Here is a 24,139-nt window from a genome sequence, read left to right on the forward strand (position 1 = left end):
ATGAAAATATCTCGTCTAATGTTAAGTGTTTGTTGTCTATACTCACTGCCGAGTTTTGGTGCCATAGAGTGGCAAACCGCACAAGGTGATTTAAAATTGTATGGTGACATCGAATTTAATGCCGATGTTGCCAGTAAAAAGCATCAATTAACGTCAACCAAAACGACCGCACAAAAAGATTTTGATGCAAGTGACATTGATCGTTGGGATTTAAATGGTCGTATATTAATTGGTCTAGATGGTAAGCGTGTGCTTGAAAATCAGCATTATGCCGGATTTTCAGTGCAGCCTCTTGCTGATTTGAGTGGTAAAGTAAATCTCGATGATGCCGCATTTTATTTTGGTAAGCAGACTGATTGGCAATTCAAGATAGGACGCTTTGAAGCATATGACATGTTTCCGCTAGGTCAAGATACTTTTATCGAATATTCTGGCAATACGTCTAACGACCTCTATAGTGATGGCTTTGGCTATATTTATATGATGAAAGAAGCGAGAGGGCGAAGTAGTAGTGGCGGCAGTATTCAGTTTACGCAGCAACTCGGCGACTTAAATTTAGAACTCAATACCATGATTAAAGATGGTACAACACTATTTTATGAGAATAACTATCATGGATATAAAATGGATAACAACAAAAATGTTATCTATTTGCGGCCTGTTATATCTTATAAAACCAATGATTTTTCAATTGCGGCGGCGATAGAAGGCAATGTGATTAATAACGCATATGGTTATACTAACAGTGAGGGGGATTGGCAAGACCAGTCAAAACGAATTGGTTACGGCGTCACGTTTACATGGAACAGTATGGGGGATTTTAACCGCGCCTCAGAGGGGATCGTTGTGAATGTCAGTACGGCTTATTTAGATGCAGAGCAAGAACAAGATTTCAGTGCCGGTATGAATATCAATTGGCACAATTATTCGCTTGGTTATATCTTTGCAGCTAATGATATTAAAACATTCAATCCCTCGTATAAAACGTCAGGCTATCTGGATACTGAAGGAAAATATAAATTACATACAGTAAATGCATCCTATCTGATACCAAATGTAATGAATATGGATAATTTTAATATTTACTTAGGTGCATATTGGTCGTTACTTGATCGTGATGAATCACAAGGAGGGGATTCTGAAGATCGCTATGGGGCAAGGGTCCGATTTAAATATTTCTTCTAAATCGCATTGGTATAGCGGTAAAAAATAATTTTTAGGGTGAATGCTTAAAATGCAACTAAATCGATTGTCTGACTAATAAAGGGCAATCGATTTTATGTACATTTTTATTTTTGATACGATGAATAATATGTAATGCAGCTTGTTCACCAATTTGGTAATGAGGTAACTGTACCGTCGTTAAAGGCGGATAAAATAACTCACCAATTCCAACCATATTGTCGTAACCTAAAATCGCCACTTGTTGTGGAATTTTGTATCCTAAACCTAACAAAACTTGATATGCCAATAAAGCAATTCGGTCATTACCACAAATAATAATATCAAAATTGGCTTTATTATCTGTAAAATAGCGCTGAATTATCGAAATTGTATCAAGGTAGTGTTGATCTCCCTGTTCTAAACTTAAGTGAATAGACGTGAGCGTATCTAAGGGTAATTGATATCTCGCCAAGCCTGTTCAACGGCTTCACGCCGAATTTTTCCGGCTAGCGCATTTGCTGATAAATAAAGACAAAGCGGTTTTCGATAGCCTTTATCAATAACCGATTTAACCGCGTGATATTGACCCTGATAATCATCAGGAATATAACTGGCTACGCTAATATCATCGGTAACACAATTCGCCAGTACAAGCGGATGGTGATGTAATTTTGCCGGGATCTTAATTTTACGAAAACCCATTGATGTAAAAATAATTCCTGCAGGACGATAAGATAACAGTGTATTGACCGCATGTTCGGCATCATTAACATCAAATAGGTTAACAATCAGTGTATTACATTGGTGTGATTGAGCCGTTTTTTCAATCGCTTGTAATAATTCGACTGAAAATGGTGTTGTGGCAGTGTCTAAGGCAAGTACACCAATTAATTGTGGTACTTTACGATCACCGCGTATTTTTAATGCTGACACATCGGGGACATAATTAAGTTCATCAATAGCGTGTTTGACTTTCAGATACGTTTCTTTGCTGAGTTTGTCTGGACAATTAATTGCCCGTGAAACCGTCATTAATGAAACATCAGCTAATTTTGCTACATCTTTTAACGAAGCCATTTTTCCTCAATTACGTACTAACTTATAAATCTCTTACATATCATACTTGCAATTAGGCTAGATGAACAAGCCAAATTGTCGTGCGATGGAAAGCACTCACTGATCAACGCATGACCGATTTGCTAAGCGTATATTAGTAAGTAACTCAATAATCTCAAGATATTATAAAAAACACGATGGAGACGTATAAATCTGACCAATCAGTTTTAAATATCGTGTTAATTCACTGTAAATTCATTTTTCTAATAGGATTTTTTTAATCATTAGTTTTTTATATAACTTATCAATAACACTGGTTATTTATGGTTTACTCAAGTAGCATTCGCAACATATTCAGCGGTTTTAATGGCTGATTATTTAATAAAAAATATACAGCTTATGTGTTACCTGTATGTGTGAATCATCAATTAATAGTGAGAATAATCTTGTTTACTTTACCCCATATATCACCTCGCGATATGCCATTTACACGCGATCAAACCGCATTACTATTTGTTGATATGCAAAATATTTGGGTTGATGCCAATATGGATAATCATTTGTCAACTGAACAAGCTGACTACTACTATCATCGTTTGACAAATACGGTTATTCCTAATCAACAAAAACTCTTAGCCGCGATACGTTCAAAAAATCAGAACGTGCTACATACAATAATCGAAAGTTTAACGGCTGATGGACGTGATCGCTCTTTAGACCATAAGTTATCCGATATGCATTTACCTAAAGGTTGCCATCAAGCGCAAGTTATCGATGTATTAGCGCCGATGGAAAATGAGATAGTATTACCGAAAACGTCATCTGGCGTATTTAATTCAACCGCGATTGATTACGTCTTAAAAAATTTAAACACCAAGCATTTAATCATTTGTGGTGTGATTACCGATCAATGTGTTGATATGGCGGTTCGTGATGCAGCGGATAGAGGATATTTAGTCACTTTAGTCGAAGATGCATGTGCAACTTATTCACCAAAGCGACATGATGCCTGCTTAGAGGCCATAAAAGGGTACTGTTGGATAGCGGATACCCAAACCGTGTTAGACCGCATTGCAAAAATATCAATATAATCAGAATTAGGTTAAAACCATCATGATGCAAAATAAAAATAATTCCTATCAACCGTTAGCGTTGATTTCATTAATTACGACTGATTTAGCCGCAATTACTCGTGGTAGAGGATTGCCATCTAATACGCTTGATAGCTATTTAAAACGCGGCTGTGGTTGGGTTCCAGCAAACAGTTCACTAACACCTCAAGATTTGATCCCCGATAATAACCCCTGGGGTTCGCATGGTGATTTGCGTTTAATGCCCGATCTAAAAAGTCGGGTAAAGGTCGCTCATATGCCCGATGCCACATCCCCTGCATTAGAGTTTATTCATTGTAATTTAATCGAAACCGATGGTACACCATGGCGTTCATGTACAAGAACTCTACTTGCTAATGAAATTGCCTATTATAAAGATAAACTCAACTTGAATGTTTATTCTGCGTTTGAGCATGAATTCAATTTCAAAACATTACCTCAGTCCCATGCTATACGCTCATTTTCATTACAATCCCAACGTATTGTCGGTGATTTTGGTAATTGGGTGTTAGATGCGCTAATGCAAGCGGGGGCAGATCCTGAAATGTTTTTACCGGAATATGGTAAAAATCAATACGAAGTAACTTGTAAACCGACTTTTGGTTTAGCTAGTGCAGATAGGGCAATAAATATTCGTGAAATAGTTCGCGATATTGCACGCCAAATGCAATTAAATGTCAGTTTTTCACCTAAGACAACGCCTGATAGTGTTAGCAGTGGTGTGCATTGGCACATTAGCTTACAAGATAATGACGGTCATCCCGTTTTATATGATGAAAATTGTGATAATAATTTGTCACAGCTTGGTCAGCATTGGGCAGCAGGGGTATTGCGTTATTTACCTGCTTTGTGCGCGTTAACGGCACCAACGCCCGTATCTTATTTACGTCTGCAACCCCATCATTGGAGTGCAGCCTATGCATGTTTAGGTTTTCGTAACCGTGAAGCGGCACTGCGAATTTGCCCAGTCACAACGTTTGCTGGTTCATCACCAGCTAAACAATATAATCTTGAGTTTAGGCCAATGGATGCCACGGCTAATCCTTATTTGGCGGTAGCCGGAATTTTAATGGCTGGGCGCCTGGGAATAGAGCAACAGTTACCGTTAACAGCCTGCTTAGATGTTGATCCTGAACAATTGACACAAGCTGAACGTGACCACTTAGGTATCCGCCGTTTACCGTCTTCACTACGCGAAGCATTAGACCTTTTTAAATCGGAAACAGAATTAGTCAGTTGCTTCCCTCAGCCACTACTCGATACATACTTTGGTATGAAAGAGTATGAACTTGAGTTAACGGCGGATCTTGATGACGAGCAATTATGCCAATCTTATAGCGAAATTTATTAATGAATCCTTTTAATCTATTATTTGATAAGCCAGCTTATACTCTTTACCGATATAATCCTGACAACCCATTAATTCTCGTGTGCGAGCATGCAAGTTGCTATATTCCAGCGCAGCTTCAGCAGCTTGGTTTAGAGGATAAAGCGGCTAAAGAACATATTGCCTGGGATATCGGTGCTTTAGATTTAGCTAAAGGATTATCTGACAAACTGAATGCAACCTTATTAGTGGCTAATTATTCTCGCTTATTAATTGATTTAAATCGTCCGCTTGAAGCGCCAGACAGTATTCCTGACGTTAGTGAAATATACACCATTATCGGTAACCAAAATCTGGCTAAGGAACACATTGAAGCCAGACAAGTAAATATTTTTAAACCATTTCATCAAAAATTAGCTGAATTAATTGCTGAAAGTAAGCAGCGTCATGACAATACACGTTTAGTCGGCGTACACAGTTACACGGCTACCTATAAAGGTCAAGCCAGAGCATTACAAGCTGGCGTACTCTATATGCAAGCGCGTCACTATGGCGAACAAATTTTAGCAGGGCTTGCCAAAGACCCAGCACTGATCATTGCAGCCAATGAACCTTATCAATGTGCTTATGGTGAGGATACCACTGTACCACTGCATGGTGATGATAATCATATACCAGCAGTGTTACTTGAAATTCGTAACAATGAGATTAATGAACTGGCTAAAATCGATCGATGGGTCAAACTTTTATCACCCGTTTTATAATTTTAAAACTAACTAATATTAACCGATTAGGTGAATTTAATCGGTTGAACTATTTGCAACAATAACAAGAGATTATTATGAGTTTAGAACAGTTTGGCTACAAACAAGAACTGAAACGTACGTTAACATTAAGTGATTTGGTGATTTATGGGATGGTTTTTATGGTACCCATCGCCCCCTTTGGCGTGTTTGGTTGGATTTATCAAGATACCCATGGCATGGTGCCTTTAGCATATTTAATCGGTATGGTTGGTATGCTATTTACTGCACTAAGTTATAGCGCAATGTCAAAAGAGTTTCCGATTGCTGGATCCGTTTACTCATATGCACAACGCGGCATCAGCGAGCATGTTGGTTTTATTGCTGGTTGGGCTATTTTACTTGATTATTTACTTATTCCTGCATTAGTTTATGTATTTAGTGCGATTGCTATGCATGAATTATTCCCGGCAGTAGAACGTTGGCAATGGCTAATTTTCTTCCTTGTAACGGCAACCGTTGTTAATCTAAAAGGCATCAGTTTTACCGCTAAAATGAACATTGTTTTTCTTATTGGTGAATTAGTTGTTTTTGCAATTTTTGTTGCAGTTGGGTTATATGCGCTTTATCAAGGTCAAGGTAATGGCGAATTAACTTTAGCACCACTTTATCAGCCTGACGTATTTAGTGTTGGTTTGGTGATGAAAGCGGTATCAATTGCTGCATTATCATTTCTTGGTTTTGATGCTATTTCAACGTTAGCTGAAGAAGTGAAAGGGGATCCCGCTAAACAAATCGGGCGCGCTGCATTGATCACACTCTTTGTGATGGGGATTATTTTTATGGCACAAACTTGGATTGCCGTCGATTTAGCTGCTGGTTTGACGTTTAGTTCACCGGATACCATTTTCTATCAAATCGCCCAAGCCGCAGGGGGAGAATGGTTAGGGATAGTGACTGGGCTTGCAACTGCATTAGCATGGGGGATTGCAACGTCTGTGGTTTCACAAGGTGCTGTCTCACGAGTGCTTTTCTCCATGGGGCGTGACCAAAAGTTACCGAAAGTTTTATCTAAAGTTCATGCAAAATGGGGCACACCCTATATTAGTATTTTATTTGTTGCGGTGCTTTCTTTATTTTTAGGTTTATACTTTTTAGAAGAGGCTGACTTATTAACGTCATTAGTGAGTTTTGGCGCCTTAACTGGATTTTTATTTTTACACTTGAGTGTCATTATTCACTTTATTATTCGTAATGGTTCTAAAAACTACCTCAGATATTTAATTTGTCCGGCGATTGGCTTTTTTATCATTGGTTATATTTTAATTAGTATGAGTGAACAAGCCATCATATTAGGCGGTATTTGGTTTGTGATTGGCCTTATTTATTTAATCATTATGACGAAAATGAAATTATCATTAGCTTTATCGATAGAATAGTGATTGAGTGTCAGTGGTATTAAGGCAGATACATGATCTTGAAAGTATCTGCCTTTTTTGAACAGGTTCGTTATTTTATTGTCATAACCTATCATTATAGTGTAAAAACCGTCAAAATTACGCCATATTTAACGATATATTAGGGCTTTGCCATTAACTCTGAAGCAAGTTGTGCTGTCTCAGGCAGGACATCTAAAATAAGCAATAATTGTTGTAAAACCAATAAATCGTTCTGATTTAAATCATTTGGCTCCTTTTCGACCAGATCAGTGATCACTGTCCTTAAATGAGGTAAATCCTTATCCATTTTTTGATTGCCGTGCAGCGAATTAATGATAAATACACAGGTATCATCAAACAGCGACAATATATCATGAGAAATGGTTTTATCACGATGGGCAGCTAATGTTGAAATGTAGCTAATTAAAGTATGATTGACCGTCAAAAAACGGAACGCATTATCAATGATATCTTGGTTTACATGAGGCTCTTTGGTCATGATACTGATTAACGAGGATAATTCCGCATTATTTTCATGCACGCTTCGGCGAACTTGACGATACATGGCATCATTATTTTTACCGGATAAGTATTGTGAACCGATTAATGCCAAGTAATGACAATCATCATGACAAGCGCGTTCAACCAATTTACTTAAATTACGGAATTTCCAATCTGGCCAAATGAAGCTAACTGCAAACCACGCGATAGCACATCCAATAATGGTGGCAACAATTCTTGAACTTGCCACGGTTATACTGCTTTCGCCGACTAATCCAAAACTGAAAAAGACCAATAAAGTCACAAATAGTGTAGCATAAGCATATTGTGAGTTTTTAAATAAGAAAAATAACCACCCACTCAGAATGATTAAAACCAGTTGCGCTTCAATATTGGGTAATAAATAAGTTAATGGCACTCCAATAATGATCCCACCAATGGTTCCCATTACGCGTAAACGTAAGCGATATTTTGTCGTGGAGTAGTTAGGTTGACAAACAAATAAACTGGTCAAAATAATCCAGTAACCATGTTGTAATCCACTGAGTTGAATGATTGAATAGCCAACAAAGAAGACTAAACTCATACGTACTGCGTGACGAAATAACGGTGATTTGACGGTAAGATTTTGTTTAATACGCAACCAACTGTCCTTAAAACCACTCAATTTATCATCAATGAGCTGTCGCTGAGTATATTGTCCTGATAATTGTTGTTCATTATTAATATTAGATAATAACAAATCAATGCTTTGCAAGTTTTTCATTAAATGCATTAATGAATTAATCAGTTTAGCATTACCTTGATGGCAGGTGATGGCCTCTTCTAAGTAACTAAAGTATTTCTCAAAAATCGGATCATGCTGATAATTTTGATTGTACTTAATACATACTGCCAATTTAGTACACGCTTTAGCTTGTAAATTTAAAATGCGCGCAAAACGGAATAATATATCACTGTGTTTAAATTGTTGGCTTAATGTTTGATAACGAACATGAGAAGCACTAGCTCGTTCATGGATATCTTGAGCGACAAAGTAATCGTTAAGCATATTGCGAATATAAGCTTGCCCGCGGTAACTTTTTAGCCGATTGAAAAGTGAATGTTTGGTTTGGTTTAATGCATCGATAAGTTGATCATTTGCTTGGGCAAGTTGTGACAATTGTGCTTTAAAACCCTCGGTTTCATCTGGATCAAATAGGGCAGCTTTAGCATCGAGGTATTGACCTAATCGGAAAAAACTCACTGATAGACTTTGTTGGGTTGTTCTAATCGGTTGAATAATTGACTCAACAAATGAGACGAGATTATACCAAATTGCGCCAACTAAGAGATAGAGTGGCTGAGAATAGAAATCATCAAACATTTGATGACCTAACATCGTATAAGCTGCAATTAATAATGAACCAAAAGCAATAACACCATAACGCTGACCTAATGCCCCAAGCATCGTAAATACAAACGTTGATAACACTAACCCGATAATAAAAATGAGCGGATATGGAAACAAAATCTGCACAGAAAATGTTGCTAATGAAAAACAAATTAACGTGATAAACAGATTCACTAAACGATTTAATAAACGGGTATCGATTTCTGTTAAAGCCGCAGCTACAACACCCAATGTAAGTGGAATGGTTGCTTTGATTTCACCAAAATACCAAGGGATAAACGTCGTCCCAGCTAAACTGATTAAAATGCGGACGCTGTAAAGCACATTACTGTGATAAAAGACTTGTCTTAAGGATGAACGCAGTGTATTCACAATTTGTTAATGCCTGTTATGGGGTACGATTTATTGTAGCTTAGAATACTTACAAAATATAGGGTTAAAAAATAGATTCAAGCAACTGATACCAATCGTTTTGAGCTAATAAAAATCATAAATACAAAAATAGTTATTATCAATGAATGCAATTATCATTTTTTAAGTTAATATAGTACCTTATTTATTTAGTAGGATTTAATATCAATTATGACAATGACAACGATCGAAAAAATTCAGAAGCAAATTAGTGAGAACCCTATCCTTATTTATATGAAAGGTTCGCCAAAATTACCTAGCTGTGGTTTTTCAGCACAAGCATCACAACTTTTATCACAATGTGGTGTGCCTTTTGCGTATGTGGATATTTTACAAAATCCCGATATTCGTGCCGAATTACCCAGATATGCAAACTGGCCAACTTTCCCGCAATTATGGGTTGATGGGGAATTAGTTGGCGGATGCGATATTATGATTGAAATGTTCCAAGCTGGTGAATTACAAGCATTGATTAAAGAGACAGCAAGTAAGTATCAAACAGCCTAACAATATATTAGTTATCCAGCCTGTTTTCGGCTGGCTGGATAACGTTTTAATACGATATTTTCTTGATACTTTTGACCAGATTCTGCCAGCACGCTTTTTCTAACTCAGCAACATTATTCAGTAATTGAGAAACTTCATCATAACCTGTCGAGTTTAAGTTTCGACATAATTTTACGGTCCGGCTCGCAAATTTACGCCAATTATCGCCAACTTCAGTCATCTGATTGGATGAGTCTAATAATGCCTGTTTATTTGTTAGTGGTAAATGCTGTGAAGCTTCTTCTAAAAATGAAGCATACATATAACGAAACCCTGCACCCCCTGTACCGATTTCTTCTTGCATTCTCACAATATGTCCAAGGTATAATTTCTTATACTGGTCACTTTTGGACGTATTTTTTAGTCCATGAATACGTTTAGCTAATAAATGAATACCTTTCACTCCAATAAATGGTAGGGGTGCTTGCATTTGTTTGGCATTTTTTAAAATTGCCTGACGAATAAGTGGCACTAATTGGATGTTATTTGAGTGACTAGCTAACTCTAAAGTATACATTAAGCCTTTGCTAGCAAGTGCGCCTTTAGCAAAACGCGCTTTTTTTAAATCAGTTTCATGGCATTGGACGGGGGACTCCATAACGGGATCACTGATTAAATAATTTTGTTCAGATTTACCATAAACTAAAATATTATGGGCATTAAAATGAAATCGAAGCGCCTGAGGCATGTATGGTAACCAAAATACAGATGTTTGCAAACCCACCAGTTGATTATTAGTTAGGGCTATATCTAACGCTTTCATTCCATTTTCTGATGAAGAGAATTTTTGCAGTTTTAGGCTTAAATTAAGTTTTTTGCATGAGTTTTTTATAATTGTTTTAGGCGGCATTCGATAAGCAATTAAAGGCATACCTGAGATTTTTATGACCGGTAAATATGCAAACGTTAATGCGGATGATAAACCAAATAACATCGGTTCACTGTAATTGAAACCGTAGTGTTTTAGTAAGGTTGACATAACCCCACTTTCGCAATGTGCGGTATGTTGATGATGAAAATCATTAATTAATTGTGTCATAGCCTGTTTGTGGAACTGTTTTGAGTTGTGATAATGATAAATTTAATGCTTTTGCATAGCGGTTAAGTTTTTTTAAAGATAGCTTATTGAAAATATCAGGTTTTAAATGTCGTTTCACTTGCCATTGGAAAAAACCACTGCATTGTGCCAGACTGACCGTGTCATGTCGGTAAGCATACATATAAAAATAAAGAGGCGATTTTTGTCCTGATTTTACTAGCTCGTGGGCTTTTTTTGTTTCAGCATTTAATGCATTTACGGCTTGTAACGTCGCATACTCTTCATCTTCCCAGCCATTGCATGTGGCAGAGATATAGTGCCCATTTTGTCTGGCATAAATAATTTTATTATGTCCGCCATAGGTTTTACTATTGTGTTGAGGTATATTTTCTATATCCATTGTCTCTTTCCCAAAATCACAAAATAACGTGTAATAACATAAATGCCGATGAAAAACGTCCACTTTCCGGAATGTAACACAGAATTTTTTGACCGTTTTTTAAATGATGTGTGCGTAAAAACTCTTCTAAAATAATAAAGATCGACGCGGATCCTGTATTACCTTTCGTTGATAAATTGGTAAACCACTTTTCATAAGGAATTTCAAAATCAATATTAACGAGACCTTGGTATAATTTATCTCTAAAATAGTGAGACGAATAATGCGGTAAAAAATAATCGATATCATCAGCACTTAAACAATGCTTATTTATCGTTTGTATCAACATTTTTTCAACAGTATATTTAACAATATTATCATTAAGTAATTTGACGTTTTGCTTTACACTTAAGACACTTTGTTCGAGCTGTTCTGATTGGCTAAATTGTTTCCAACCAAAAAATTGGTCATTTATAAAATCCCCACCAGCATACATACAAGCAGGCATCTCATTGGCATATGACAAAATATCGATCCATTCAATTTTAAGTGATACTTGGCCTTTTAAAGGTGCATGACTTAAACATACTGAACCTGCACCATCAGACAGCATCCAACGTAAAAAATCTTTTTCAAAGGCCAGCTCCGGGCGTTCAGCTAAGTCATCAATTTTTTGGTCGATTTCTGCTTTAAAATTTTCACTTCGCATCGATGCTGAAGCTGTTTCCGACGCGCAGGCAATAGCATATTGGTGTTCACCCGTTCTTACTGCATTATAGGCCTGCTTAAGGGCAGATATGCCAGCTACACAAACGCCCGATGCACTATGAACTTCGTAAGGAACTGCGTTAGCCAATTCACCGTGAACCATTACCGCATGACTCGGCATAATTTGATCAGGATAAGATGTTCCACAAGCTAAGAAAGAGACCTGCTCTGGTTTTAGATGCTGGTCGAAAAGTTGGGTAATACACTTTGCTGCGAGCTGTGCATTACTATGTGTTGTTTTTCGAGTGACAGGATCAATAGCATAGTGTCTCGATGTAATACCATTACTTTTTAAAATAATAGCACGTGCGCGAGAGGGTTTTCGGCCAACCTGGCCTAATACCTGCTCCATTGATTGATTATCAATAGGGGAGTTCGGTAAAAAAGTTGCAATATTATTAATATAAACAGCGTGTAATTTCATCATATAGCTCTTGTAATTTATTCACCAGAAGGCCAACTAAATCGGTTTTTTTGTTTAAGAATTCGTTTTTTTAACCAGGGAGATAAAAGGGTTTTAATTAATGCTGTTATTGGCACAACAGTGCATATCATGCAGACCAGAAATGCAATATAAAAATATAAAATGAATTGACGTAAATAAGTCGATATATTACCCGCTTTAATGAGTAGTTTTCCCCACAAATAAAAGCTTCGATAGCCAATCTTTTCACTTAATATTAGCCGTTCATTCACCTTTACAGCTGACATATGTTTAAACATCGGTTGTTCAATAGGTTTATTAGATAGCAGTGTGGTTTTTATTTTTTGACCATATTTAGCGCAATCATTTATTTCTTTATCATCAATCCCTGCTTTGGGTAACCAACGCAAGGGTTGTTTTTGACCCGTTAACATCCATAATGGTGTGGCAATAAAACTTGCAGGCCCTCCACAACTATCAATGCGAACAACATTATCAACCAATTTAGCTTGTGATTGTGTAAGGAGTTGTTTAACGGTTTCTTGAGCCATTAGCCACATGTTGCGGCAGGCAATAAGTGTGACGACAGGCGTACCTGCAAGAATTTTTTTGGTATTATTGTGTTGCAAAAGCGCTGTAATAGGTTGAGACGGCGATAAAAACCAAACCGTATATGCAATAATAATTAAATCATATTTATCCTGAGCAAACACTGGCGTTATGATCGGATCAGGTCTTAAATGTACCGTTTCGGGAAAAATATTGAAAAAACGATTGAATGACCATGGAAATACATAATTCGTTGTCGGTTCAACAGCCTGTATTTCTAAATTAATTTCAGGTAAATCGTGTAATGGTGATATAAAACTTTCTGCGAGTTTTGTTAATTGACCTGTTTGAGAATAATAAACTAATAAAACATTTTTTTTCATATTTTTATAATTATAGTGACTGACTGAGTCTATTTTAATCTAATACAACATTTCGAATGTGAGTGGTTTTTACATTTTAACATAATGTGCTACTATTCTTATATAAAAATAAAGAATATGATAAAAATTTTTAAATGTTACAGCTAAAAAATGTAAATTACAGTTACGCAAACTCAAAAAGTTGTGCTGTGTCTAATATTAATTTAAATATTGAAAAAGGACGTTGCTTTGGATTATTAGGTCCAAATGGTGCGGGTAAAACAACATTAATTGCTTTAATGTCAGGTCTACTACCATTACAACAGGGCGATATTTTTCTTGATGATCTATCGATCAAAACATTATCTAAAACGCAAGCGCAAAAAATTTCTGTTGTTCCCCAAGAATATGCGTTTTACCCACAGTTAACTGTATTTGAGAATATGCAATTTTTTGCGTCGCTATATCAAATTAATGATAAATTATTTTTACAAGCTTTATTAGATAAAGTCGATTTAAACCGTTATACAAATACTTATGCTAAACACTTATCTGGAGGATTAAAACGACGCTTAAATTTTGCTATTGCGCTTGTCAATTCGCCAAAAATTGTGTTTATGGATGAAATCACAGTGGGCGTCGATCCCTTATCGAGGCAATTTATTCTTAATAATGTCAAGGAACTCACGGAACAGGGCGTAACGGTAATATATACTTCTCATTATTTACATGAAATTGAGCTGTTATGTCACAATATTGCGATTGTCGAAAGTGGTCAGCTTTGTTTTAATGGTAAGATTAGTGATATTTTGTATCAACACACAGAGCAGCAGTGTTTAGTCACTTTAGCAAAACCTATCTCACAACTGCAACTGACTAAACTCAATGCTTCAATAATTAAACACGATCATTATCAAACCGTTACTTTCAGTGTAATACAAGATAATATTACGACTTTATTGCAGGACTTAGAACCTTATCAAATTCAAAGTATTCAATATGGTTATCAATCATTAGAATCATTTTACTTAGATTTTTTAAACCATCTTGCATTACAAAAACAATCAAGCCAACAGGAAGGGCTGCATGTTATCGGCAATTATTAAAGAATTTCGTTTGTTAAGCCGTGATCTGCATGGAATGGTTGTGCTATTTTTGATGCCGATGATTTTTATGCTGATCATGTCGATAGCATTAAGTCAAGCTGATGACGTAAACCAAAATATCAAACTCGCCTTAGTGGGGAGTGAACTTAATCAATTAAATCATGATGTGATTAATGAATTAATGATCCAGCAACATATTCATGCTGATTTTTTTGATTTAACGGCATTAGACAAGGCTAAGCAACAACTCATAAATAAAAAATATGATGTTTTAATTATCAATGTTAATTATCAAAGTACCAGTTTGAAAGACGAACAACCTGTTGAATTACTATCACTTGCAAGTATGGAACAAACCCGTTTAATGAGCTTACAAGCTATTGTTAAAAACATTTATTTACAAAAAAGGATTGGGACGTTTTCAACATTCTCATCACCAAATGAAGACATAAGTGGACCAACACCTTCCTCACAAATGCTCACCCAATTTTTAGCGACAAAAATTGTTATTGATCGATTTATTAATGATGAAGGTGAAACTGTAATAAAACCGAGTTCTGTTCAACAAAGCGTTCCTGCTTGGTTAATATTTGGTATGTTTTTTATCATGATACCTTTATCTAATGTGATGACAGGTGAACGACAAACCAATACGATTACACGTTTGCGCTTAGCGAAATCATCGGCTTTTTCATTACTCTTTGCTAAATTGATTCCTTATTTTATGATTAATCAATTCCAATTTATTGGAATGATTGCTCTTGGCATTTATTTTTTACCCATTTTTGGTATTGAAGGGTTTCACCTCTATGGCGCGTTTTGGCATTACGGCTTACTGTCTATTGCGATCAGTTTATCCGCACTGGGATATGCACTTTTAGTGAGTGTTTTAGCTAAGACACCTGAGCATGCGGTAGTATTAGGTGGAGGGGGTAATATTATTATGGCTGCATTAGGCGGCATAATGGTTCCTAGCTATATGATGCCTGAAACCATGCAGACAATTTCATTAATTTCACCAATGTCATGGTCATTAAAAGCATTCCATAATTTATTATTAAATCAGTATGATTTTAGTCGGATTCTACCTGAATGGTGTTTGTTAATTGTATTTGCCACTGTTTTTTTGACTTTAGCAAGTATCATTTATTGTCGTCAATTGAAAAAATAAACAAAATATAGCACACAACTTATCAAGTCAATGAATATGAGGTTAACGTTGGATAATCTACCTTTAAAATTAAAAAATATTATTATCACAGAGTCAGAAAAGGATGATGTGCTTTCTGCAGAAGAATTAATGGATAATGAGCCATTATTTGGTCCAAATAGTCGATTAGGACTTGATTCGCTAGATGCACTACAAATATCTGTTGCTCTTAAAGAACAGTTTGGTGTGCGTTTACAAGGTGATCGTGAGGTGCGTAAACATATGATGAATGTTGCAGATTTAACGAATTATGTTATTGATGAATTATCTAAAAAGACTCAGTAACGATCTATGACGACTTATATTCATGGATTCTCAGCTGTCTGTGCACAAGGATGTGGCATTGAACAAATAACACGCAATCTTTTCTGTCATCCACAGCAACCAAAGATAATAACATTTTCATTAGATGATGAAGAACGATGTGTTAATTATTTCTCTGCATTTGAATGTAATAGATTATCATTAACAGAGCTAGCTGAGTCAATTGCAAAGCACATTAACACAACATTAAAGCAGTGCGGTTGGCAAGCATCTGAGTTAGCTAATATACCGATATTTTTAGCCTCGACATCTTTTTCTATGTCATCTCATGAAATTGATTTTATGAATAAGGGAAAAGATCAATTAACCAAATTATGTGCAGAGCAGATGTTTAGTTTGAATGAAGTTTCAAGCGAATTAAAAAAAATATTACCAAATATTTATGTAATTAACGTTGCAACCTCATGTACCTCTAGCACAAATGCAATGATATATGCTCACCGCTATTTAACCTTAAATATAATCGAAAAAGCGATTGTAGTCGGTTTTGAGTCATTTAATTCGGTGACCCTAAGTGGATTTTATTCACTCGGATTACTCACTGATCAGTTCTTAGCGCCTTTTTCCCAAGAAAGTCGTGGCTTAATTTTAGGTGAGGGGATTGCATGTATTGCAATGAGTTCTAAGCCAAACAATCATACCCCTCTCTATCGATTAGTGGATGGACTTAGCCATTGTGATGCAAGCAATATCACAACGACTTCAGCTCAAAATCTCGTTGGTTTAATGCAGTCATTGTTGGTGAAATCATCAGTTGAACAACCGTTAATTCAAGCAATAAAAGTAAATGCTACCGGATGCCCAATTAATGATAATGTGGAACAACAAAGTCTATTGGCATCATTTGAGCAGGTTCCTCCATTACTTTTTTTAAAACCTTACATTGGACACACCTTAGGTGCATCAGGTGTTTTAGAAGTTATTCTATTGTTACTCTGTTTTAATCATCAGCAATTACCTAAGCCTGTCAAATATTCAAATCATTCTGTACCAAATTTAATGAATGAATATTGTTTAGCTAATGACTTACCATCAGGGTACTATCTACTTAATTATCTCGGTTTTGGTGGTAACAATGCATCATTATTATTGGAGCTAAGTCAGTGATGAAAACCTTTTATTTGCAGGCTGTAAGCCAGTTCATGTGCAATTCAACGGTAGATAATAGAACCTTAAAAGACCAACTGAAACAAAAATTTTCGTTAACAAGTCGTCGCACAAGTCGCGTAACGTTGTTAGCTTTATTGGGGGGGATGCCATTAAAAGCAGATTTAACCAGTGGTGTTTATGTTACTTCATCATTCAGCTCACCGAGTAATATGTCTGAATTAGAACTTCAGGTTTTTCAGCATAGGACACCAAAACCTTTTCATTTTATTAATAGTATTAATAATGCCGTCCCATTTTATATTGCACAAGCCCAACAACTCAGTGGACCAACTATTTTCACCGCCTCGGATAGGGCTAATTGGGGGCAAATAATATTATTTGCAATTGCTGATTTACAATTAGGGATTATTAAGCAAGCATTAATTGGTTGGTGTCATGAGGCTAGTTTACCTATGGCAGATCAACGAGAGGGAAGTCATTGGCTACTATTATCAACACACCCAGAGAATGCGATAGCGAAGTTGACTATCATCGATTCTGTGAACAGTTATCAAGTCCAAAAACAAGGCTATTTTTATCAAGATATTGCTCATCTAATCGATGAATTAGAGCATAAAACAACACAGCAATTTTTTATCAATTTAATGCTAAATAAAATTATAGTTATTGATTTACATAGATAAAACCAACAACTGTCGTGTTTATTCTTGCAGTGGCCAGCCACCGAGTGATTTCCAGCGATTAATCATTTCACAAAATAGAACAGCTGTTTTTTCTGTATCATATAAAGCAGAATGGGCTTCTTTATGGTCAAACGGAATCTTGGCCGTTTCACATGCTTTAGCAAGGACTGTTTGACCATATACGAGACCTGCTAGTGAGGCTGTATCAAAGGTGGCAAATGGGTGAAAAGGATTGCGTTTGATTTTGCAGCGTTCAGCTGCTGCCATTAAAAATCCATGGTCAAAATGGGCATTGTGCGCAACAATTACAGCTCGATTACAGTCATTATCTTTAATGCCTTTACGGACCATTTTAAAAATGGCATCGAGCGCATCAGATTCATCAACAGCACCGCGTAATGGATTGTTTGGATCGATGCCATTAAATGCTAATGCCGATGGTTCTAAAACCGCACCTTCAAATGGATTTACATGGAAATGTAGCTTGTCATCCACGTTTAACCATCCTTCATGGTTCATTTTTAGTGTAATCGCTGCAATTTCGAGTACCGCATTTGTTTGATTACTGAAACCAGAGGTTTCTATATCAATCACAACGGGGAAAAAACCACGAAAACGCTCGTTTAGTTTGTTAGCAATAAAATCTGGCATTATGTCTGTCTTAGTATAAAATTAGCGCAATATTTAAGAGCAGTATTATGCCAGTTTTTGCATATAACTTATAGGGAAAAGATGAATGATTTTGTTATTAAGATTAGAAAATCTGGTATTTTTTGTTGCAAGTATCTTTGCATATCACTTTTATGGCTATTCTTGGTCATTATTCGCAATTTTTTTTCTTGTACCTGACATGACGTTAATCGGTTACCTTATTAATGCAAAAGTTGGGGCAATTTTATACAATTTAATGCATAGCTATATTGGTGCGGTTATTTTTGCGGTGTTTGCCTTTTTTATCGCATCTACGTTAATGCCGTTCGTGTTTATTTGGCTCGCGCATATTAGTTTTGATCGAGCATTAGGATTTGGCTTAAAATATCGAGATAGTTTCAAACATACCCACCTTGGATTTATTGGTAAACCCTAATCACTAGGTTGTTATAGTAATTTAAGTAAATTTATTGTATATTTGTACAGTGTTAATATTAAAGACTGACTATGACGACTGGAAAAAAAATTATTCACATTGATATGGATTGTTTTTATGCGGCTGTTGAAATGCGTGACAATCCTCGTTATCGCAATATTCCATTAGCGGTTGGCGGTGATCCTAAAAAACGAGGGGTCGTCGCCACTGCCAATTATCCGGCTAGGCAATATGGCATACACAGTGCTATGCCAATGGCTCAAGCAATCAAGCTTTGTCCACACCTTAAAGTGATAGCAGGACGTCATCAAGTTTATAAAGAGGTCTCTAACCAAATTCACCAGATATTTAAGCGTTATACTCCCTTAATTGAAGCCTTATCCCTCGATGAGGCTTACCTTGATGTGACGGATTGTCATTTATTTCATGGTTCTGCGACGCTGATTGCACAAGATATACGTCAAAAAATTGCTCATGAGCTTCATCTTACTGCATCGGCAGGGGTGGCGCCGTTAAAATTTTTGGCAAAAATTGCTTCTGATATGAATAAGCCAAATGGGCAATTTGTGATTGCGCCTGAGCAGGTTGATGAGTTTATCGCTAACTTACCACTCAAAAAAATTCCAGGCGTCGGTAAGGTCACTGAGAAACGCCTAAGTGACTTAGGATTATTTTGTTGTCGTGACGTTGTCACTTATGATTTAAGCAAACTACTTAATCAATTTGGTAAATTTGGCCGTGTTTTATATGAGCGTTGTCAAGGCATTGATGAACGAGATGTTAATAATGATCGGCAACGTAAGTCCGTCGGGGTTGAACGAACAATGGCTAATGATCTATACAGTTGGCAAGAATGCTTACCTTTTTTTGATTCACTCTATGAAGAACTCGCATTACGTTTAAGTAAAGTCAGAGCAGATCTTTCTATTGCAAGGCAGGGTGTAAAATTTAAATTTCATGATTTTCAGCTTACGACTCAAGAGCATATTTATCCAAAACTCGATAAACACGATTTAATTGATCAAGCCTACCAAATTTGGCAAGAAAGACGAAAAGACCGAGGCGTTCGCTTAATTGGTTTTCATGTTACGCTTATCGATCCCCAGTTGGATAAACAACTGATATTAACGTTACAATAGGTGCAATAAACACAAATTTTCGTTATTTTTTTATCATAATGGTTAATTATAGTGTAAAAAAACGACCTGATGAATCCGGTTACACTGGCTTGCTTGAGCTAATAACTGCTTATTAGCTCAAGCAAATGATGATGTTGATAGGTTACTGATAAATATTCATGACAATTTCAAAAATACCCGACATAGTTAAGGTTATCGTAAATTCTGATGGCGATTGGATATCAACTGCTTGTGCTTCAAACATCTGTGATTGACCTGCATTAACCATCGTTCTGCTATAACCATAATCTCGTGGTTGAACAGAATAAAAATGATTATCTTGATTGCTTACTAACGATGTTGGTACACCTAATTGATAATGTTGACCTAGTAAACGCGTGGCTTTTGCAGCAAGTTTGTCATACATTGTTTGCTCATATTGTTCTAAGATTCGATTCTTTTCTTTCTCTGATACACTATAGTTAAAGTCATTATTGACCATCATTTTTAGTTCTTGTGCTTTAGTGATAATTTTACCGAGTTGTTCAAAATTATTGACTTTGATGAGTTGTGTATTTTGCACATAATATTTTTTGACGAGTTCATTTTCAGCAGACACCATTTGGTTATCGTAACCTGCAACGGAGATTTCATTGATACCTAATTGCTTAAGTTGTTTAACTATCTGCTGATATTTTTGTTGATTACGTTGCTTGGCTTGATTGGCTGATTCATTTATTTCTTGAATATTAAAGACATAAAACTGATGTGAGTCATCAAGCTTAATATCGCTAATCTGGTGTTCATCAAGGACTTTAACGACATCAAAAAAATGCTCGTTATCGATATTTAAATGGATGGTAAAGGTTGAGCTAAAACGTTTAGCAGCATTATCAATCGGTTGTTCTTTTTCATTTTCATAATTTTGATAGCCAATGGTTGTCAGATTATCTTGGTTAATACCTAATTCCATAAGGTAATCATTTAATTTTTTGATATTGTTAGCATTGCGGTTAGACGCATCATTAGGTGTATCACCCTCAGTGATATAGGTAATAGAAAAGGTTGCTGTATCCGGTTTTAGGGTAATGGTTTCGGTCACACTGACGTTAATTTCACCAATAGCAAAACGATCATTACCATATTTTAATTGTTCATAATCGATTTGTGGCTGTGTCGAAATTAAACCGTTTTCAGGTGCATTAGCATTTGACATTGTGGCGACGCCTAAATTAAGGAGTAAAGCAAACAATATAGTTTTTTTCATTTTTTAATTCCTTTCGAGGATAACGCGAGTTTAAGACATAATAACTCAATTATCGTACGTGACAAAGACGCCGTCATGTGTCACTTAACTGTATTAATTTGTAAAAAGATGTAAAAAAAGCGCCTAAAGGCGCTTAATGATCATGATGATGGATATTATTTAATACCGTATTGATCACGATAGGCTTTTACTTGACTTAACTCGTCCACTTTACCATCTTGTTCGAGATAATGAATTAAATCGGTTAATGTAATAATGGAAATCACATCACAGTGATAAGCGTGTTTAATTTCCTGAATTGCCGATAACTCTCCACGGCCTTTCTCTTGTCGATCAAGACTGATGAGTACACCAGACAATTTAGAGTGGTTATCTTCTAAAATTTGCATTGATTCACGAATCGCCGTTCCGGCAGTAATTACGTCATCAACTAACATGACTCGTTTATCTTTAATTGAACTCCCAACAAGATTCCCCCCTTCACCGTGGTCTTTTGCTTCTTTACGGTTAAAACAGTAAGGAATTTCAAGATTATGGTGTTCTGATAAGGCCACAACCGTTGCTGACACAATAGGAATTCCTTTATATGCAGGGCCGAATATTACATCATATTCAAGGTTTGCATCAATCAGCGCTTCAGCATAAAAACGGCCAAGTAGGGCTAAATCTTTACCTGTATTAAAAAGACCCGCATTAAAGAAATAGGGGCTTTTGCGTCCTGACTTTAAAGTAAATTCGCCAAACCGCAATACTTCTCTTTCTAATGCGAATTGTATAAACTGGCGTTTGTATGACTTCATAGGGTAGTTCTCCGGAACTTAACTTTCGATAACGGTAGTAAAATAAATATTCAATAAAAATAAAGCGACTTATGTCGCTTATTAATCAATGCCTAAGGCTGATTTTTGTGCTGTGATAATGGTATCAATGCCATTTTTAGCCAAAGCAAGTAATGTCAGTAATTCATCATGACTAAATGGTTCGCCTTCAGCCGTACCCTGTACTTCAATCATGCGCCCATCTTCAGTCATAATGACATTCATATCTGTTTCAGCGTTGGAATCTTCAATGTATTCTAAATCACATAGTGCCTGACCATCGACAATACCCACTGAAATAGCAGCGATTAATCCTTTAAATGGATTGTGTTTTATCACACCTTTTTCAATCATGCCGCTTAATGCATCATGTAATGCAACACATGCCCCTGATATTGAAGCTGTACGGGTGCCACCATCAGCTTGAATGACATCGCAATCAACGGTAATGGTATATTCACCTAATACTTTAAGATCAACGGCTGCACGTAATGAACGCGCAATTAATCGCTGAATTTCCATGGTACGACCGGTTTGTTTACCTTTAGCGGCTTCACGTTGAGTACGTGAATTTGTCGCTCTTGGTAGCATCCCATATTCAGCGGTAATCCAACCTTGATTTTGACCTTTTAGAAAACGAGGTACACCTTCTTCGACTGTCGCATTACAAAGTACTTTGGTATCCCCAAATTCAATTAACACTGAACCTTCAGCGTGTTTAGTATAATTACGGGTAATTTTTATGGGGCGGACTTGTTCCACAGTTCGGCCTGAAGGGCGCATATCTATCTCCAACTTGGTCTTTTTATATCGATTTAATTATTTATTAGGAGGACACTGCACTATGAATTTGCAATGTTTAGCCTAAGCTAAGAGCGCATTATACAGAATTTATGGTACAATGCCCACAACTTTTATGACTTAGGATGAAGAATTATGATTCGCAGTATGACCGCATATGCACGAAAGGAAATGAACGCAAATTGGGGACATGCCTCATGGGAGCTACGTTCTGTTAATCAGCGTTACCTTGAAACCTATATTCGTTTGCCCGAACAGCTGCGTTCGTTAGAGCCAATGATTCGTGAAAAACTGCGTCATCGCTTAACGCGAGGTAAAGTTGAATGCAACTTACGTTTTGAACTCGATCTTGCTAATCAGCATCAAGAACTGTTTTTAAATAAAGATTTGGCTAAACAGCTATTACAAGCCGCAAACTGGATTAAAGATGAAGCAACAACCGGTGATATTAGTGTGGTTGATATACTGCGTTGGCCTGGCGTCATGTCGGCAAAAGAGCAAGATCTTGATAGCATCTCACGCGAGTTATTAGATTCACTTGATGCGGCAATTGACGATTTTATCAATGTACGTGAACGTGAAGGTAAAGCACTTGAGTCATTAATCATTCAGCGCCTTGAAGGTATTAGTCAAGAAATTGCTAAAATCCGCGGTTGGATGCCTGAAATTTTACAATGGCAAAAAGATAAACTTAAAGCAAAATTAGATGAAGCCAACATTGAACTGGAACAAAATCGCTTAGAACAAGAACTGATTCTATTAGCTCAACGGATTGATGTCGCAGAAGAACTTGATAGATTATCCACGCACGTTAAAGAAACCTATTCAATCTTGAAAAAGAATGAAGCAGTAGGGCGACGTTTAGACTTTATGATGCAGGAATTTAATCGTGAATCAAACACAATTGCCTCAAAATCAATTAATGCCGATGTCACGGCCTCTGCAATTGAGTTAAAAGTCTTGATTGAACAGATGCGGGAACAGATTCAAAATATCGAGTAATGTTTCACTCAATCTTATGCAATCTCATTTAGTTTGCAATCATTCAAAAAGCCCTTATATAAAGGGCTCTTTAGTATTATTAAGTCACATATACTATCACTGCAGCGCATGTTTAACCTGTGTATAGCCATGTTTATGGTCTATTAATTAGCTATACAAAAGATTATTAGGCAATGGATATGGCGAAATTAACGGATATACAGATTAATTGAGTGATTATTTGACACAATAAATTAATTTTTATGTGTGATATTTTTTAAGACAATCATTATTGGTTTATAATGTTAAAATTTATTATGCTTAACCTGTTATTAAAACAACTTCGTGTTGCTAAAAGTGATGTATTTTGAACGTGAATACATCACCATAGACAAGCGTTCTGTGGTAGACATTAATTTAT

At 36.3% G+C, this 24,139-nt stretch carries 23 protein-coding genes and 1 pseudogene; 14 read left to right on the forward strand and 10 right to left on the reverse strand.

The annotated features are described in order from the left end of the window. The gene (locus tag ABEA36_RS03730; protein WP_345488947.1) at positions 1 to 1,185 is read left to right on the forward strand and encodes a carbohydrate porin; all 1,185 of its coding nucleotides are present in this window, start codon (positions 1 to 3) and stop codon (positions 1,183 to 1,185) included. Positions 1,186 to 1,240: 55 nt separating this feature from the next. Here the strand turns inward: ABEA36_RS03730 and ABEA36_RS03735 are convergent. Further along, positions 1,241 to 2,241, reverse strand: a pseudogene (locus ABEA36_RS03735) (LacI family DNA-binding transcriptional regulator). A gap of 425 nt (positions 2,242 to 2,666) precedes the next feature. On the opposite strand from ABEA36_RS03735, the gene ABEA36_RS03740 reads away from it, so the two are divergent. The 4 genes from ABEA36_RS03740 (at position 2,667) to ABEA36_RS03755 (ending at position 6,841) form a co-directional block, all read left to right on the forward strand. After that, complete coding sequence (locus ABEA36_RS03740; protein ID WP_345488949.1) at positions 2,667 to 3,311, forward strand: cysteine hydrolase family protein; 645 nt, start codon at positions 2,667 to 2,669, stop codon at positions 3,309 to 3,311. A 25-nt stretch (positions 3,312 to 3,336) separates the two neighbouring features. Further along, positions 3,337 to 4,683 (forward strand): type I glutamate--ammonia ligase, encoded by a 1,347-nt coding sequence (locus tag ABEA36_RS03745; protein WP_345490844.1) that lies wholly within the window; start codon positions 3,337 to 3,339, stop codon positions 4,681 to 4,683. Beyond that, positions 4,683 to 5,423 carry an N-formylglutamate amidohydrolase gene (locus ABEA36_RS03750; RefSeq protein ID WP_345488951.1) on the forward strand — a complete coding sequence of 247 codons (741 nt, stop codon included), beginning with the start codon at positions 4,683 to 4,685 and terminating at the stop codon, positions 5,421 to 5,423. Before ABEA36_RS03745 ends, ABEA36_RS03750 begins: the two co-directional genes overlap by 1 nt. Before the next feature lie 77 nt (positions 5,424 to 5,500). Next, positions 5,501 to 6,841 (forward strand): APC family permease, encoded by a 1,341-nt coding sequence (locus tag ABEA36_RS03755; protein ID WP_345488953.1) that lies wholly within the window; start codon positions 5,501 to 5,503, stop codon positions 6,839 to 6,841. A gap of 139 nt (positions 6,842 to 6,980) precedes the next feature. Here the strand turns inward: ABEA36_RS03755 and yccS are convergent, their stop codons facing one another. Further along, positions 6,981 to 9,107, reverse strand: a complete 2,127-nt coding sequence (gene yccS / locus ABEA36_RS03760; protein WP_345488955.1) for a YccS family putative transporter — start codon at positions 9,105 to 9,107, stop codon at positions 6,981 to 6,983. Between the two features lie 216 nt (positions 9,108 to 9,323). Here yccS and ABEA36_RS03765 point away from each other — a divergent pair, with 216 nt between their 5' ends. Then, positions 9,324 to 9,653, forward strand: coding sequence for a Grx4 family monothiol glutaredoxin (locus ABEA36_RS03765; protein WP_345490846.1), 330 nt, complete (start codon positions 9,324 to 9,326; stop codon positions 9,651 to 9,653). A gap of 46 nt (positions 9,654 to 9,699) precedes the next feature. Here ABEA36_RS03765 and darH read toward each other — a convergent pair whose 3' ends face one another. Genes darH through ABEA36_RS03785 form a run of 4 tightly spaced genes read right to left on the reverse strand, consistent with a single transcriptional unit; the run spans position 9,700 to position 13,234 of the window. Further along, positions 9,700 to 10,731: a BtrH-related acyltransferase DarH gene (gene darH / locus ABEA36_RS03770; RefSeq protein WP_345488957.1), complete on the reverse strand. Its 1,032-nt coding sequence runs from the start codon at positions 10,729 to 10,731 to the stop codon at positions 9,700 to 9,702. Further along, the gene (locus ABEA36_RS03775) at positions 10,715 to 11,131 is read right to left on the reverse strand and encodes a DarG family dialkylresorcinol biosynthesis protein (RefSeq protein ID WP_345488959.1); all 417 of its coding nucleotides are present in this window, start codon (positions 11,129 to 11,131) and stop codon (positions 10,715 to 10,717) included. The genes darH and ABEA36_RS03775 overlap by 17 nt, the downstream gene beginning before the upstream one ends. A 16-nt stretch (positions 11,132 to 11,147) precedes the next feature. Continuing rightward, positions 11,148 to 12,305, reverse strand: a complete 1,158-nt coding sequence (locus ABEA36_RS03780; RefSeq protein WP_345488961.1) for a beta-ketoacyl-ACP synthase III — start codon at positions 12,303 to 12,305, stop codon at positions 11,148 to 11,150. Between the two features lie 14 nt (positions 12,306 to 12,319). After that, positions 12,320 to 13,234, reverse strand: a complete 915-nt coding sequence (locus tag ABEA36_RS03785; RefSeq protein WP_345488963.1) for a dialkylrecorsinol condensing enzyme — start codon at positions 13,232 to 13,234, stop codon at positions 12,320 to 12,322. Positions 13,235 to 13,422: 188 nt separating this feature from the next. Between ABEA36_RS03785 and ABEA36_RS03790 the strand changes: the two genes are divergently transcribed. Genes ABEA36_RS03790 through ABEA36_RS03810 form a run of 5 tightly spaced genes read left to right on the forward strand, consistent with a single transcriptional unit; the run spans position 13,423 to position 17,646 of the window. Then, positions 13,423 to 14,319 carry an ABC transporter ATP-binding protein gene (locus ABEA36_RS03790; RefSeq protein ID WP_345488965.1) on the forward strand — a complete coding sequence of 299 codons (897 nt, stop codon included), beginning with the start codon at positions 13,423 to 13,425 and terminating at the stop codon, positions 14,317 to 14,319. Then, entirely contained in the window at positions 14,300 to 15,490 is a 1,191-nt protein-coding gene (locus ABEA36_RS03795) for an ABC transporter permease (protein WP_345488968.1), read from the forward strand. The genes ABEA36_RS03790 and ABEA36_RS03795 overlap by 20 nt, the downstream gene beginning before the upstream one ends. A 30-nt stretch (positions 15,491 to 15,520) precedes the next feature. Then, the gene (locus tag ABEA36_RS03800) at positions 15,521 to 15,814 is read left to right on the forward strand and encodes an acyl carrier protein (protein ID WP_345488970.1); all 294 of its coding nucleotides are present in this window, start codon (positions 15,521 to 15,523) and stop codon (positions 15,812 to 15,814) included. Between the two features lie 6 nt (positions 15,815 to 15,820). Continuing rightward, complete coding sequence (locus tag ABEA36_RS03805) at positions 15,821 to 16,960, forward strand: beta-ketoacyl synthase N-terminal-like domain-containing protein (RefSeq protein WP_345488972.1); 1,140 nt, start codon at positions 15,821 to 15,823, stop codon at positions 16,958 to 16,960. Beyond that, positions 16,960 to 17,646, forward strand: a complete 687-nt coding sequence (locus tag ABEA36_RS03810; RefSeq protein WP_345488974.1) for a hypothetical protein — start codon at positions 16,960 to 16,962, stop codon at positions 17,644 to 17,646. The genes ABEA36_RS03805 and ABEA36_RS03810 overlap by 1 nt, the downstream gene beginning before the upstream one ends. Before the next feature lie 18 nt (positions 17,647 to 17,664). Here the strand turns inward: ABEA36_RS03810 and rnt are convergent, their stop codons facing one another. Further along, entirely contained in the window at positions 17,665 to 18,297 is a 633-nt protein-coding gene (gene rnt, locus ABEA36_RS03815; RefSeq protein ID WP_345488976.1) for a ribonuclease T, read from the reverse strand. Between the two features lie 85 nt (positions 18,298 to 18,382). Here rnt and ABEA36_RS03820 point away from each other — a divergent pair, with 85 nt between their 5' ends. Then, entirely contained in the window at positions 18,383 to 18,733 is a 351-nt protein-coding gene (locus ABEA36_RS03820; RefSeq protein ID WP_345488978.1) for a DUF4260 domain-containing protein, read from the forward strand. A 71-nt stretch (positions 18,734 to 18,804) separates the two neighbouring features. Further along, the gene (dinB, locus tag ABEA36_RS03825) at positions 18,805 to 19,872 is read left to right on the forward strand and encodes a DNA polymerase IV (protein ID WP_345488980.1); all 1,068 of its coding nucleotides are present in this window, start codon (positions 18,805 to 18,807) and stop codon (positions 19,870 to 19,872) included. Between the two features lie 142 nt (positions 19,873 to 20,014). Here dinB and ABEA36_RS03830 read toward each other — a convergent pair whose 3' ends face one another. The 3 genes from ABEA36_RS03830 to rph all read right to left on the reverse strand — a co-directional run bounded on the left by ABEA36_RS03830 (position 20,015) and on the right by rph (position 22,719). Beyond that, positions 20,015 to 21,118, reverse strand: a complete 1,104-nt coding sequence (locus ABEA36_RS03830) for an SIMPL domain-containing protein (protein WP_345488983.1) — start codon at positions 21,116 to 21,118, stop codon at positions 20,015 to 20,017. 155 nt (positions 21,119 to 21,273) lie between these two features. Next, entirely contained in the window at positions 21,274 to 21,918 is a 645-nt protein-coding gene (gene pyrE / locus ABEA36_RS03835) for an orotate phosphoribosyltransferase (protein ID WP_345488985.1), read from the reverse strand. An 81-nt stretch (positions 21,919 to 21,999) separates the two neighbouring features. Continuing rightward, the gene (gene rph / locus ABEA36_RS03840) at positions 22,000 to 22,719 is read right to left on the reverse strand and encodes a ribonuclease PH (RefSeq protein WP_345488988.1); all 720 of its coding nucleotides are present in this window, start codon (positions 22,717 to 22,719) and stop codon (positions 22,000 to 22,002) included. A 153-nt stretch (positions 22,720 to 22,872) separates the two neighbouring features. On the opposite strand from rph, the gene ABEA36_RS03845 reads away from it, so the two are divergent. Then, positions 22,873 to 23,739, forward strand: coding sequence for a YicC/YloC family endoribonuclease (locus ABEA36_RS03845; protein WP_345488990.1), 867 nt, complete (start codon positions 22,873 to 22,875; stop codon positions 23,737 to 23,739). The last annotated feature ends 400 nt before the right edge of the window (positions 23,740 to 24,139 follow it).

The organism is Orbus sasakiae (assembly GCF_039542345.1).
Lineage (GTDB): Bacteria > Pseudomonadota > Gammaproteobacteria > Enterobacterales > Orbaceae > Orbus > Orbus sasakiae.

What these genes read in the sequence shown, in the direction of transcription:
- ABEA36_RS03730 (WP_345488947.1), top strand. Translation starts at nt 1, where the DNA reads ATGAAAATATCTCGTCTAATGTTAAGTGTTTGTTGTCTATACTCACTG.
- ABEA36_RS03745 (WP_345490844.1), top strand. Translation starts at nt 3,337, where the DNA reads ATGCAAAATAAAAATAATTCCTATCAACCGTTAGCGTTGATTTCATTA.
- ABEA36_RS03750 (WP_345488951.1), top strand. Translation starts at nt 4,683, where the DNA reads ATGAATCCTTTTAATCTATTATTTGATAAGCCAGCTTATACTCTTTAC.
- ABEA36_RS03755 (WP_345488953.1), top strand. Translation starts at nt 5,501, where the DNA reads ATGAGTTTAGAACAGTTTGGCTACAAACAAGAACTGAAACGTACGTTA.
- ABEA36_RS03765 (WP_345490846.1), top strand. Translation starts at nt 9,324, where the DNA reads ATGACAACGATCGAAAAAATTCAGAAGCAAATTAGTGAGAACCCTATC.
- darH (WP_345488957.1), bottom strand. Translation starts at nt 10,731, where the DNA reads ATGACACAATTAATTAATGATTTTCATCATCAACATACCGCACATTGC.
- ABEA36_RS03775 (WP_345488959.1), bottom strand. Translation starts at nt 11,131, where the DNA reads ATGGATATAGAAAATATACCTCAACACAATAGTAAAACCTATGGCGGA.
- ABEA36_RS03780 (WP_345488961.1), bottom strand. Translation starts at nt 12,305, where the DNA reads ATGATGAAATTACACGCTGTTTATATTAATAATATTGCAACTTTTTTA.
- ABEA36_RS03785 (WP_345488963.1), bottom strand. Translation starts at nt 13,234, where the DNA reads ATGAAAAAAAATGTTTTATTAGTTTATTATTCTCAAACAGGTCAATTA.
- ABEA36_RS03795 (WP_345488968.1), top strand. Translation starts at nt 14,300, where the DNA reads ATGTTATCGGCAATTATTAAAGAATTTCGTTTGTTAAGCCGTGATCTG.
- ABEA36_RS03800 (WP_345488970.1), top strand. Translation starts at nt 15,521, where the DNA reads ATGAATATGAGGTTAACGTTGGATAATCTACCTTTAAAATTAAAAAAT.
- ABEA36_RS03805 (WP_345488972.1), top strand. Translation starts at nt 15,821, where the DNA reads ATGACGACTTATATTCATGGATTCTCAGCTGTCTGTGCACAAGGATGT.
- ABEA36_RS03810 (WP_345488974.1), top strand. Translation starts at nt 16,960, where the DNA reads ATGAAAACCTTTTATTTGCAGGCTGTAAGCCAGTTCATGTGCAATTCA.
- rnt (WP_345488976.1), bottom strand. Translation starts at nt 18,297, where the DNA reads ATGCCAGATTTTATTGCTAACAAACTAAACGAGCGTTTTCGTGGTTTT.
- ABEA36_RS03820 (WP_345488978.1), top strand. Translation starts at nt 18,383, where the DNA reads ATGATTTTGTTATTAAGATTAGAAAATCTGGTATTTTTTGTTGCAAGT.
- dinB (WP_345488980.1), top strand. Translation starts at nt 18,805, where the DNA reads ATGACGACTGGAAAAAAAATTATTCACATTGATATGGATTGTTTTTAT.
- ABEA36_RS03830 (WP_345488983.1), bottom strand. Translation starts at nt 21,118, where the DNA reads ATGAAAAAAACTATATTGTTTGCTTTACTCCTTAATTTAGGCGTCGCC.
- pyrE (WP_345488985.1), bottom strand. Translation starts at nt 21,918, where the DNA reads ATGAAGTCATACAAACGCCAGTTTATACAATTCGCATTAGAAAGAGAA.
- rph (WP_345488988.1), bottom strand. Translation starts at nt 22,719, where the DNA reads ATGCGCCCTTCAGGCCGAACTGTGGAACAAGTCCGCCCCATAAAAATT.
- ABEA36_RS03845 (WP_345488990.1), top strand. Translation starts at nt 22,873, where the DNA reads ATGATTCGCAGTATGACCGCATATGCACGAAAGGAAATGAACGCAAAT.